Origin of the sequence: Rosistilla ulvae (assembly GCF_007741475.1) — a bacterium.
GTDB classification, from domain to species: domain Bacteria; phylum Planctomycetota; class Planctomycetia; order Pirellulales; family Pirellulaceae; genus Rosistilla; species Rosistilla ulvae.
In genome coordinates this window covers 6373240-6385464 of record NZ_CP036261.1, presented here as the reverse complement: position 1 = coordinate 6385464, position 12225 = coordinate 6373240, and the positions used below count along the sequence as shown (strand labels likewise).

Annotated in this window: 7 protein-coding genes; 3 read left to right on the top strand and 4 right to left on the bottom strand. The window is 58.5% G+C overall.

The window, feature by feature from the left end:
* Nucleotides 1-587: 587 nt before the first annotated feature.
* The 3 genes from EC9_RS22685 to EC9_RS22675 all read left to right on the top strand — a co-directional run bounded on the left by EC9_RS22685 (nucleotide 588) and on the right by EC9_RS22675 (nucleotide 3398).
* Nucleotides 588-1619, top strand: coding sequence for a Gfo/Idh/MocA family protein (locus EC9_RS22685; RefSeq protein ID WP_145348334.1), 1032 nt, complete (start codon nucleotides 588-590; stop codon nucleotides 1617-1619).
* A gap of 36 nt (nucleotides 1620-1655) precedes the next feature.
* Entirely contained in the window at nucleotides 1656-2597 is a 942-nt protein-coding gene (locus tag EC9_RS22680; RefSeq protein WP_145348333.1) for a sugar phosphate isomerase/epimerase family protein, read from the top strand.
* A 99-nt stretch (nucleotides 2598-2696) separates the two neighbouring features.
* On the top strand, nucleotides 2697-3398 hold the full coding sequence (locus EC9_RS22675; protein WP_145348332.1) for an AIM24 family protein: 702 nt from the start codon (nucleotides 2697-2699) through the stop codon (nucleotides 3396-3398).
* A gap of 63 nt (nucleotides 3399-3461) precedes the next feature.
* Here EC9_RS22675 and EC9_RS22670 read toward each other — a convergent pair whose 3' ends face one another.
* The 4 genes from EC9_RS22670 to EC9_RS22655 all read right to left on the bottom strand — a co-directional run bounded on the left by EC9_RS22670 (nucleotide 3462) and on the right by EC9_RS22655 (nucleotide 12010).
* Entirely contained in the window at nucleotides 3462-7310 is a 3849-nt protein-coding gene (locus EC9_RS22670; RefSeq protein ID WP_218934362.1) for a hypothetical protein, read from the bottom strand.
* A gap of 177 nt (nucleotides 7311-7487) precedes the next feature.
* On the bottom strand, nucleotides 7488-8474 hold the full coding sequence (locus tag EC9_RS22665; protein WP_145348330.1) for a serine/threonine protein kinase: 987 nt from the start codon (nucleotides 8472-8474) through the stop codon (nucleotides 7488-7490).
* An 88-nt stretch (nucleotides 8475-8562) separates the two neighbouring features.
* A complete protein-coding gene (locus EC9_RS22660) occupies nucleotides 8563-9588 on the bottom strand; it encodes a glutamine synthetase beta-grasp domain-containing protein (protein WP_145348329.1) in 1026 nt (341 codons plus the stop codon).
* Between the two features lie 391 nt (nucleotides 9589-9979).
* Nucleotides 9980-12010, bottom strand: coding sequence for a S46 family peptidase (locus tag EC9_RS22655; protein ID WP_145348328.1), 2031 nt, complete (start codon nucleotides 12008-12010; stop codon nucleotides 9980-9982).
* Nucleotides 12011-12225: the final 215 nt, after the last annotated feature.

Sequence of the window (12225 nt, the reverse complement as noted above, 5' to 3'; positions counted from 1 at the left end):
CTACCGGGTGACCTCCGTGGGCCCCGTGACTTCAGTCGGTCGGGGGGGCTCTGGAAAAGAGAGGTCGTTTGGCGAACTCGCGCTGAGGGGGCGATTGTAGGCTTGAGGTCTACCTTGGCAACCACGAAACCAAACCCGTTTCGTAAAAACGAAATGGCAGCAGACGCCGAATTCGCGGTAAACTAGGCAAGCCTGCTCTCCTAATCTTCATAATCCCAAGCCTTTATCGAACCTGCGTTCTGGCCTTGTCGATCGAGAGGGCGATTTGATGTGCGACGCAGAGTCCCACCCGAGCGGTGCTGTGCCGACCAGCCCGTACGGACCAACTTCCAGCCTTTCGGGGCAGGTCACCTAATGGATCCGGAGCCTGCGCCGTGCCAACAAGGTGGACAAAACAACGCCCCGATGCCATAGGGTTCCCCGCTCCAGGCCGCCCCCGATGCCAACCGTGACACCCTCCGGCGCAGACGGTATAACTAGCAAATCGCCGGATCGGAGCTTTCCGGGCAACGTGGGAACTCAGATTCCTGTACATTGAATCGGTTTGATCCGCTTCTCATTTCTCTCCCGCATTACGCGATTGGTCTATGCGACTTCGAGTTGGCGTTATTGGTCTTGGGCCCGCGTGGCAACATCGGCATCGACCCGCATTGATGATGATGCGCGAGCGTTTTCAGGTGCGCGCCATCTATGCGCCGGTCGCCCATCTGGCAGCTCAAGCAGCAAGAGATTTCGAAGCCGAGACGATGGACGGCTACCGCGCGTTGATCCATCGTTCGGACATCGACGCGGTGATCGTATTGGACAGCAGCTGGCAGGGCTGGCTGCCGCTGGTCGCCGCCTGTGAAGCGGGCAAAGCGGTCTACTGGGCGAGCGATCTGAACATCGACGCACAGCGCGCCGTGGAACTGAAGGAACAAGTCGATAAATCGGGGATCGCCTTCATGGCTGAATTCCCCCGTCGATACGCCCCCGCGACGCTGCGATTAAAAGAACTGTTGGCTACCAAGCTCGGCAAACCTCAGCTGCTCTTTTGCCATCGCCGGCTGGGACGCCCCGAACCGACATCGAACAATCTGGTTTCGGATGTTCCGCAGCACCAAGACCGCACGACGCGCGAGCTGGTCGAGATCGTCGATTGGTGTCGGTATGTCGTCGCCGACAATCCGACCGATTTGAATTCGACAGTGTACGGCGAACGGGGCCAAGAAACCTATCGCCAATTGAGCTTGCGCTTTGGCACCGGCCCCACTGCGGTCTGCGCCCAGATTTCGGCTGGCCAATACGTCCCCTCCAGCTGGCAAGAAGCGATCGGATTTCGCCCTAGCGCCGACATGCAGATCTGTTGCGAACACGGCCTCGCCTTCATCGACTTGCCCAGCACTTTGGTCTGGTTCGACGACGCCGGTCGGCACGTTGAATCGCTGGAAACCGAACTGCCCGTTGGTGAACAGCTGTTGATCCAATTCCATCGCAGTGTCACCAGTTTGGTGCGAAAGATGGCAAACCTGCAGGACGCTCATTACGCTTTACAAGTGATTCGACTCGCTCAACAGAGTGCCGAATCAGGACAACGCATCTGTCTGAACGAATTATTCAGCCCTACTCCTCCGATTTAGCCCTCCGCGCCGCTGGCGAAAGGTAGAACTCACACCATGCAAGACTCTCACTCCTCCGCCCAGTCGCCGTTGTCTCGCCGCCAGTTGTTGACAAGCTCGTTCGCCGCCGCCTCCTTGGCCGCAATTTCGCCACAACTTGCTGGCGCTGCCGAGATGATTCCGGGACGTCATGCCCCGAAGTTCAAGTTCTCATTAGCAGCCTACAGCTACCGCTCGCTGCTGCAGGGAAAGGGAGATGTCGCACCCAAAATGGATCTGCTGGGCTTCATCGACGAATGCGCCCGGATGCAGTTGGATGGTGTGGAGCTGACCAGTTATTACATGCCCGAAGAACCGACCGACGCCTATCTGATCGGCCTGCGTTCGCACTGCTTCCGCCAGGGGCTGGCCGTTTCGGGTACCGCGATCCGCAACGATTTTGGTCACAGCGAAACCGTGGCTCGCAACCGCAACCTGGATCACGTGCGACGTTGGATCGATCACGCAGCCACTCTGCACGCGCCGATGATTCGGATCTTTGCCGGCCACGGCCAAAAAGGAAACTCTCCCGAACAGACCCATGATCTGATGGTCGACGGCATCCAGAAGTCGTGTGATTACGCGGCAAAGCACGGGATCTATTTGGCGTTGGAAAATCATGGTGGCGTGACCGCTTCGGCCGATGGGTTGTTGAAACTTGTCCGCGATGTCGATAGTCCTTGGCTGGGCGTAAACCTCGACACCGGCAACTTCCGCTTCGGCGGCGAGCCTTACGAACAGATGGAAGCTGTCGCCAAATACGCCGTCAACGTGCAGGTGAAAGTGGTTGTGAAAGACGCCGATGGTAAGCCGCAACCGATGGACTTCGCTCGGCTGAAAAAAATCCTCACCGACGCCAACTACCGCGGCTTCGTCGTGCTCGAATACGAAGAACCAGGCGATGTGCCAGCGGAGTGCCGCCGCTATGTCCAGCAGATGCGAACCGACCTCGCGCTTTAACGCGACGTTTGCACCGCGGCATCCGATCGCGACTGGTCTGAAAACAAAAGCCACCCTCCTCCACAAACGCGTCCCTAAACCGACACCGAAAGTTTCAACATGTCAGACGGTCGATACACGCTCGATGCCTTTTTGGAAAAGACCCGAGATCGCGATCTGCACCAAGGACTGTTCGAACTCGAATCGGACCGGATGCTCGACATCAACCTCAACGGCGAGGTTTGGATCAAACTGGGGGCGATGGTCGCCTACACCGGGCAGGTGAAGTTCGAGCGGGAGGGAATCCTATCGCGTGGGATCGGCAATTTGTTAAAGAAGGCGGTCTCGGGCGAAGGGACTTCGCTGACCAAAGCGACTGGCAACGGATCGGTCTTCTGCGCCGATTCGGGGAAGAAGATCACGATCCTGCAGCTGGAGAACAACGCGATCTGCGTCAACGGGAACGACCTGCTGGCCTTTGAGATGTCGCTGAAATACGACATCAAGATGATGCGGCGGATGACGTCGATGCTCGCCGGTGGCCTGTTCAACATTCGGCTCGAAGGGACCGGGATGGTGGCGATCACCAGCCACTACGATCCGATGACGCTGCCGGTCACGCCAGCTCAACCTGTCACAACCGACCCTAATGCGACGGTCCTCTGGTCGGGCAATCTCGAACCGGAACTGAAGACCGATGTCCAATTCAAGACCTTCTTCGGACGCGGATCGGGCGAATCGGTCCAGCTGCAGTTCCGCGGCAATGGGTTCGTCGTCGTGCAACCGTACGAAGAGGTCTACTTCCAACACGGCGGCAGCTGAAGCGAAACGCTGCGGCGGGTTCGATGCTGCAACATCACATGTCGCGGCAACGTTTACGACCAGTTACCGCCAGATCGGCGATGGCAGCCATTGCCGCAAGCGGTCGGCGATACTGGGAGCCGATTCGGGGAGCGGTTCGGCCTGATCTTGCGTCTCGGTGGCCACTGCGGGGTCCGCTGGTAACCCCAACACATGGCGTCCCCAATACGAGTCGAGCAAGCGGCCGCAGGCGGAAAGATCGCCATCTCGCATCCGTTCGACAGCGACAAACACTCGGCTTTGCAATTCCTTCCGTTCGTCGCTAGTCAAAAACTGATCGTACAGCATGACATCGTCGATCCAAACGGTTCCGGGACTGGCTAGGTCAAATGCGATCCGCAGTTCTTCGAGTCCTTCGACGGGCAGATCGGTGACCTCCAATCGAAACGGCATGCTCGACCAATCCGAACCGATCGCCGCACCGGGCTGTTCGCCGATCACCGTGCTGCGGCGAATCGACCGATCTCGGTAACGGCCTTCGAGCGACATCCGCAATCGAACCGTTTCGGTTTTTAGATCGCGGCGGACGCGGGCATGCACGGCCAGCCGTCCCGACGCGGGGGCATCAAAGGGATGACTTAACAACCAGGTCTTGGCGTTGGTCTGGCCGCTGTTGGTCAACTGGACCGCTTGGCTGCCCAACACGCCCGCGTCGGTAGCCAATTGGACGCTCCCCGCGGGATGTTGTGCCGAGAGCCAACCGGGAATATCGCTGCTTGCCGATCCGGGCTGTTCAAACGCTTGATTGGCCAAGCCGTCATACGGTTTGGGCTGGCCCAACGTACCAACGGTTTGCATCAGACGCTGCAATTGCAGCCCCAGGTGTTCGCGAAGTGCCGGCAAACCGGGAATCTCCACGCTCCAAACGGCGATGTCCGCTTTAGGTGCATCGATTCGATAGGCGATCAATTGCCCCGGCCGCAAGGTTTCGATCAATGTCCGCGTCGTCTGCGGCGCGCTCGAGACGCGACCGATTGCGTGCACGGTTTCGGAATTGTTCAATTCGATCTTCACTTGAACCATCCAAGGGGCGGGATTCAAAGCGTACAGATAGAAGCCCGTTGGGGTTCGCAAACGTCGGACGATCGCCAACTGAGCTGCTTCAGGATTTTCGGCTGGCACCGATTCAAATCGGCCGGGTGGCAAAGCTCGATAACATTGCAAGAACTCGCGCGACGCCGCCTCGCTGCCTCGCGGCGTTGTCCAACCGCCAACCGCCAGGACATTGGCATCCGCCGGCATCAGAATCTTCGCAATCGCGCGGCTACCATCGTCGTCCGATGGGACGCCGTGGGCAAACAGCCAGGCTTGCGTGTTCTCGGTTCCCCAAGGGCTTTGCGTTTCGAACGCGCCCAGCCGAACATCGGTCGGCGGTCGCATCAACATCGCTCCCGAAGCGGGGAGCGCAGACAAGTGATTGTCCCACAACGTGTCTTGAGCAAGCACTGCGTCGACGCTTTGTCGCGCATGGTCGGCTAGTGGTTGCGAGCGATACAACCGCATCGGGATCACTCCACTGGCACCTCCAATCGATTCCCAATCGATCCCGGCATCCAATGCGCGTCGCTGCGGATCGTGGGCCCCTTGCGTCCCATCGGACAACCAATCCGCGGTCAACAACAGAACGGGGCGATCACCGGCTGCCTTGGAAAGCCCGCCAAACAAGCCCGCCAACCGGCGGCCGCGCCAATCTTGAAACGCACTGTGCCCTTCGCCTTCGATCCAGCGGATCATTTGATTATTGGCCTGCGGCGCGTTCGATAGCGTCACGCGGAACGCGTCGAGCGTATGCTGGTCGACGCCCCAGTCGATGCCGGGCAATTGCATGAATGTCTTGCCCCCCAGGTGCACTCCCACGCCGTGCAGCGACGGGTGCTTGCCGTACCGCGTCCCCAGTTCGGCGATCACGTCCGTAATCGCTTTCTGGACGCGTTGATCCAACGGATTGTAATACGGGGCCATCCCGTGCTCCGACGGAGAGATGTCGACGTGGCGATGACCGGCGGAATTGATCGGTTCAACCCCCAACGACGTATTGGGATCGCGGAGCGAACTTTCCAACGCGGTCAGCGGTGTCGACAACTCCACGGCAGGAACAAGTTTCAGGCCGGCGCGGTCGAACATTCGCAGCAGCAATTCCAAGACATCCTTCTTGCGCGGGTCGATTCCTCGCGACGAGAAGAGGCCCATGTCATAGCGCGCCGTGGCGTTCATCGTTTCGGTCGGATAAAGGGCCGCCCCTTCGCTGTTGACCGTGACGATCGCGCCATTATATCCCGCCCACTTCACATATTGGACCAACCGCTGGCCCGCCTCCAAAAAGGTTTGCCAGTCATCGATCAACGAGACGCCATCGGGATCGAGCGATCTCGAACAGCCAAACGTATCGGCCAACAATGGCTTATCCAAATAGAGCGCCGCCAAACGGTGCGGATCCTCGCCAGCCCCGTTGCTTTCCGCCGGATCGATTTCCGCGGCGAGCGTGTCGGGCCCCGCCTCGAGACTCAAGCTGGCAAACCAGGCAGGCTTGGAGGAATCAAAATTCGTCAGCAAGACCATCGGCTGGCGGGTCTTGGGCCAGAAGACGATCCGATGTTCGTTCAGTTCTACTGGCGCGGCAATCGCTTGCGGCAGCACCGCCACCCCGGTATCGACGCCCAACGGCATTACTTTGCCACTGGCATTGGGTTCCAGCACGCTGACACCCAATCGCATCGGGCGATCGTTGGGATATCGTACAACCAACACATGCGGCTTTCCGGGATCCTTGATCTGCAATGGATACGATTGCCAACCGCCGGGCTGCAGTTCCGAAACCAGGCTATCCTGCCAGGCGATGTGAGTCAGCGGTTCGCTGCTCAACGGCTGATGGCGAACCGGCACGATCGACGGCATCGCATCGGGGACCAATTTCCCAGGCAGCAGCCGTTCAGGCATCCAGACCGGATTCCACCACTGGCGTTTGGTCGGCTCGATCCGCGCAAGCTCGATGAAGGGACGGAGGTCTTCCGCCGGCGGGGCGTCGCTGATAACGACAAACTGCACGCTCCGTTCAATGCTACCGGATCCTTGAGCCCAGGGAACTTCCAGCGACAGATAGCTTCGCTCGGAAGTCAGTCGGACCGTTATGTCATAGGCCGCTTCGGCGTCGGGAATCGTCAGAGGCCCGGCATCGATCGGCGCGACGCGACCATCGGCGTCCGTGGCGACCTGGAACTCGCGCTGCAGGATCGGCTTGTCCGACCGCGCTCGACTGAGTGTCATCATCAGCCGCAGCTTTTGATTCGGGGCCAACCCCGTCGCTTCGGGAACGATCGTCAGCGGCACGCTTTCGCCAGGTGCAAAGATCAGACTTTCGCGATCGAATTCAACGCGCAGACGGTCTCCCGGCGCACGGTCGACCACCAACTGGATTCGGCCACCGGGCAGCTCGATCGATCGAGGTTGGTCGATCAGGTCGGCCAACGCAACTTGGGACGCAGCGGGGGCTGTTCTCTTTTCATCGGCTCCCAGCTCGCTCCATGATAGGATCGCTTCGGCTGGACCGCGGGCGACAAATTCGAGCCCACCACGCAACGATGGCATCCGCGAAACGACCGAGATCTGCTTGCGATCGGTGGCCAGGTGCAGCGCGCCGGTCGAACCGGCGTCTAACGAGAGGTTTCGCAGACGATCAAGGTGGCCGTTGTCGATCTGGATCGTAAAACGGGCTTGCTCAGGCATTGCGGTTTGCCAATGCGCACGCAATCGCAGTTCGATCTCTTGCGAGTAGAGCGTAGCTGGCAGCGCATCGAGCAGCAGGGCGATCACTCCGCAAAATGCGAGCGAGCGAATTATCCAAGCGAATCGAAGCGGACGTCCTTGTCCGTGCATCGTGGGCGTCTACGAGGAGGAATGAATTAGTACGACCAAATCAATCTCCGGGCGGTTGATTTGCTGCCGTGGATAGTACGCATGCGATCGCGGCGAGGTAAATACCAGTCGCCGCTAGCGAAAACCGGTCGAGCACCGAACCGGCATGCCCCGCCATCCTGTACGCCCCGCCAGCAATCAGTCGAACTTACGATTCTCCAGCAGTTCGTGCATGTCGTCGATCATCGCCCGCATCGATTGATAGCGTGCTGACGGCTTCTTCTGAATCGCTTTCATCACGATTTCATCCGCCGCCGGTGGGATCTCTCGATCCGGAGAGCGCTCGCTCGGCTTGGGAGGATCGACGTTCTGGATGTTGTTAAACGTCTCGTTGATGTTGCGGCCGCGGAACGGTTCGCGAATTGCCAGCATTTCGTAAAGCACGATCCCCATGCTGAAGATGTCGCTCCGCTCGTCGAGATATTTGTAGCCGCGGACCTGCTCGGGAGACATATATAAGGGAGTCCCCGGACGCTGTCCCCCGCCCGTAAGGGTGCGCAGCTGCATCTCCTCGTCTTCCACGTCTTCGCGGCGGAACAAAAACGATTCCGATTCGTCGGAGTGTCCCCAGACTTTTGCGACGCCCCAGTCCAACAGGATCACCTCGCCGAAGTTACCGATCCAGATATTTTCGGGCTTCACATCGCGATGGATCACACCACGGACGTGCGCGTAGGCGAGCGCTTGCGCCGCAGAGATCGCGATCTCGATACGTCGCTGCAGCGAATAAGCTTCCGTTGTCGCTTCGTCCCCCATCGCGATCCGCTTGAGCGCCTGGAAGAAGTTTTCCCCCGAGATCCGCTTCATCGTGAAATAGATCCCAACCTCTGGATCGTGCCCGATCTCGTAGACCGGCACGGTATTGGGATGCTGCAGCATCGCGGTGATCCGCGCTTCGCGGAGGAACCGGCGGTTTTCCTTGGGATCGTGAATGAACTTCGGCTGCAAGGTTTTCATCACGACCAATCGGTTGACGACGGTGTCCCAACAGGAGCGCAGCTTACCGCTGCCTCCTTCAGCCATATCTTTGAAGTTCGTGTATTTCGCCAATCCAACAGGCATCGGATCGGGAAGCCGATGATCGGTAGCCGAGAGCACGATACCGGTCGAGGTATGATCAGCCATCTGAAATTCCGTTTCGCCCAAGAACAAAAAAAACCGACCGCCCACACTTGGGCGATCGGTTCAATTTTAACGAGTTTTGCCGGCCGCGTTATGCGTTGACAGGCAGGTTTGCGCTCTTAACGGTTGCGATAATCGCACTGGCAACCATGTAAGGATCCGCGTTCGACGCTGGGCGACGATCTTCCAACCAACCCTTCCAGCCGTGCTCGACGGTGAAGATCGGAATTCGGATCGAAGCACCACGGTCCGAAACGCCGTAGCTGAACTTGTCGATCGACTGCGTTTCGTGCAGACCGGTCAAGCGTTGATCGTTGTCAGCACCGTAGACATCGATGTGTTCTTTGATGCGTGGTTCGAACGCTTGGCAAACCGCTTCGTAAACTTCTTGGCTGCCGCAGGTACGGAGCAAGGAGTTACTGAAGTTGGCGTGCATACCGCTGCCGTTCCAATCGCCCTTGACTGGCTTGCAGTGGTAATTGATCTCAACGCCATGGCTTTCAGCGGTGCGGTCCAAGAGATAACGAGCCAACCAAATTTGGTCGCCTGCGTCCTTGGCACCCTTAGCAAAGATCTGGAATTCCCACTGTCCCAACATCACTTCGGCGTTGATGCCTTCGACGTTCAGACCAGCTTGCAGGCACAATTCCAGGTGCTCTTCGACGATGTCGCGACCAACCGCTCGGCCGCCACCAACGCTGCAGTAATAAGGACCTTGAGGTGCTGGAAAGCCTTGCTCAGGGAAGCCGACGGGCTTTTGAGTTTCCGAATCCCACAGTGTGTATTCCTGCTCGAAACCGAACCAGAAATCGCCATCGTCGTCGACGATCGTCGCGCGACCATTGGTCTTGTGCGGCGTGCCGTCGGAGTTGAGAACTTCGCACATAACCAGGAATCCAGTTCCGATCCGGCCTGGATCGGGGATCACTTTAACGGGCTTGAGCAACAGATCCGACTTGCCGCCGGTCGCTTGCTCGGTAGACGATCCGTCAAATGACCACATCTTGGCGTCTTCAACTTTGCCGCTGAAATCATCTTCGATCTTGGTCTTGCTGCGGAGCAATTGTGTTGGCTGATAACCATCGAGCCAAATGTATTCGAGTTTGCACTTGGTCATGCGGAGCTTCCCCCAAAGGAACCTAAAACAAAAGAATCGTGTAACAATTCGATCGAACCTATTCGACCGATGACAAACTTCCAATGATGAGCCGGCTGTCCGCTAGCGGAGTCCCCTCCCCATCGTTGTTCGTTCTCGCGTCCGCCTTATCAAACCGCTGAGAGTCGCACATCCTTGCGCTGTTACAGATCAATATCGAATCCAAGGGTTGCCTAGACCCAGACCGTTTCTCTGTCGAACCAATTCACCTTAATATCTTTTCGACTCGACTGAAAGTACTTCTGCGCAATATTTTGCCCTTCGCTGCCGTGCAGCTAACGCTAACGCGGCTTGGCGAGACTTCAGCGGCCAACAATACCACCCAAGCGGCAGGCTGTTGCCCGCTAAACGGTCAGCGTCCCAGCTGGTTAGCAAGAAACGGCGCACCATAAATTTTTTCCAACGCTACCCGAATTGCGGCTGCCGAAACCGAAACCGCTCGTGCCTGATCGGAGGTATAGATGTAATCGGCCGTCAAACTTTGGATGTTCCCGTCGAAGATCAGCCCGACCAGTTCGCCGGCGCGATTCACGACCGGGCTGCCGCTGTTGCCGCCGATGATGTCCGCGGTGCAAACAAAATTCATCGGGGTTCCCCGCGGGATCGCGGCGGCCGCACGCTGCCAGCTTTCGGGGAGTTCGTAGTCTTCCTGCCCCGCATGTTTCGCTGCGTAGTCGAAGATCCCTTCCATCTTCGTCCAGGCCGGAACCTCCACCCCGTTCTGCGAATATCCTTTGATCGTGCCGATCGCCAGTCGCAGCGTGAAGGTTGCGTCGGGATACTTCGACGTGCTGCCGGCGGCGAGCGAAGCTTCGGTGATCTGCGTGTAAGCCTGCTTCTCCTGTTCGTCCAGTTCGTCGCGGATCTTCCGCAATCGTTGGTATTCCCCCTGCATCGCTCGGGCCAGCAGGATCATCGGGTCTTCCGATTTGTCGATCAACGGCGCGCCGACTTCGACGAACTGCTTCCGCGTCTCGAGGTCGCCGACCTTGGTGCCGAAGACGAGTTCGGCCGCGCGGACGTCGGGTCGTTTACCGTCGAGAATCTCGACGACCAGCGGATCGTCGCCACCGCGACGCTCCGCCAAACGCATCAGTTCATCGGTCAATTTGACTTGCTCCAGATCGTTGTAGATCGGCGCAGTGCTCAGTAGATCCTGCAGCAGCGAATCGCGATTGGAGACGCGCAGCTCGGGCAATCGCTCGGAATTCGGCTTCTTATCTTCAGCAGCCATCAAGACCAGCGTCTCCGCCAGATCGTACAACCGCGACCGGAAGCCGCTGGTCTGATCGAGGATTTCGACACGTTGTTGTTGCAGTCGAGCGATGGTTTCCCAGGCCGCTGCCGCTTCGGGCTGTTTGGACCGGACCGCTTCGAGCACCCGCTGCTGACGACGGACCTTCTCCTGCATCGTCTTGGGATCTTGCAGTCCCGCCAGCATGCCACCGTACGCTTTCCGCGAGTTCTGGATGCCGAACAGTTCGTCCTGAGCCCGGCGCGATTCCTCTTTGCCACGCAGCCCAAACTGCTGCATCAGCACCTCTTTGCGCCGCAAGTAATCAAGCACATACGGGAGCCGGTGGTCGCGCAGGTACTTCAGCGCCTCGACAGTAAAGATCCGCTGCGTCCGCCCTGGATGTCCGGAGACGAAGACCAGTTCGTGCTCATCGATCTCCGTATCGCTCCACGGCAGGAAGTTCTCGATCTTGGCCGGCTTCCCCTGTTCGTAAACCCGCAGGATCGTGGCGTCCATGCAGTAGCGAGGGTATTCGAAGTTGTCGGCGTCGCCGCCGAAGAAGGCGATCTTGGTCTCGGGAGCCCAAACCAAGCGGACGTCGGTGTATTTTTTGTATCGATACAGATGGTATTGCGCACCGCCGAAGAGCGTTACGACATCCGACCGCAGCCCGGTCCGGTCGAGCGATTCCTTTTCGATCTCTGCGATCACAGCTCGCCGCGCGGTGACGGCGTGTTCGGGAGACATCGCCGGCGTGACCGCGGCGGCCACCTTTTCGCTGACATCGACGATCTCGACCAACTGGTTCAATTCGAGGTCGGGAGCTTTCAGTTCCTGCTCGTGCGATCGCGCAAGAAAGCCCTCTTCGATCAGGTTGCGATCGGCCGTGCTCAGTTTATGCAGCGTGTCCGAGGCGACGTGATGGTTCGTCAACACAAGTCCATCGCTCGACACAAACGACCCCGAGCCGCCGGAGTTCAATCGCACCGACGCCTGCATCAGTCGCTTCACCCAGGCATCATCTGCTTTGAAGCTGTAACGATCTCGCAAGTATTCATTGGGAAGGTCGTTGAACAACCACATCCCTTCGTCGGCAAAGCTGCTGCTGGATAACAAGAAAGCGAGCACTAGAGAAACCTTGTTCATCGAAGTCGTCCATGATCCGCGGGTGGAATTGTTTTTCTGGCGACGAAGATTGGTACAATCGCATCGACAGGGCGACATTCTATCGGGTCGCTGTGCGGCTGTGAATACAATCCGGCAGCGCCCCGCCCGAGGGCGATCGAGCGTTTGCTGGACCGGGCGCCAACACGTGCCACGCTGATAAAACGTCCGCTCGTGTCCCAAGAATAAAAGACTCT

Bases quoted from the DNA above. Each gene is read 5' to 3' on its own strand.
- EC9_RS22655 (WP_145348328.1), bottom strand. From the start codon at position 12,010: ATGAACAAGGTTTCTCTAGTGCTCGCTTTCTTGTTATCCAGCAGCAGC.
- EC9_RS22685 (WP_145348334.1), top strand. From the start codon at position 588: ATGCGACTTCGAGTTGGCGTTATTGGTCTTGGGCCCGCGTGGCAACAT.
- EC9_RS22665 (WP_145348330.1), bottom strand. From the start codon at position 8,474: ATGGCTGATCATACCTCGACCGGTATCGTGCTCTCGGCTACCGATCAT.
- EC9_RS22680 (WP_145348333.1), top strand. From the start codon at position 1,656: ATGCAAGACTCTCACTCCTCCGCCCAGTCGCCGTTGTCTCGCCGCCAG.
- EC9_RS22660 (WP_145348329.1), bottom strand. From the start codon at position 9,588: ATGACCAAGTGCAAACTCGAATACATTTGGCTCGATGGTTATCAGCCA.
- EC9_RS22675 (WP_145348332.1), top strand. From the start codon at position 2,697: ATGTCAGACGGTCGATACACGCTCGATGCCTTTTTGGAAAAGACCCGA.
- EC9_RS22670 (WP_218934362.1), bottom strand. From the start codon at position 7,310: ATGCACGGACAAGGACGTCCGCTTCGATTCGCTTGGATAATTCGCTCG.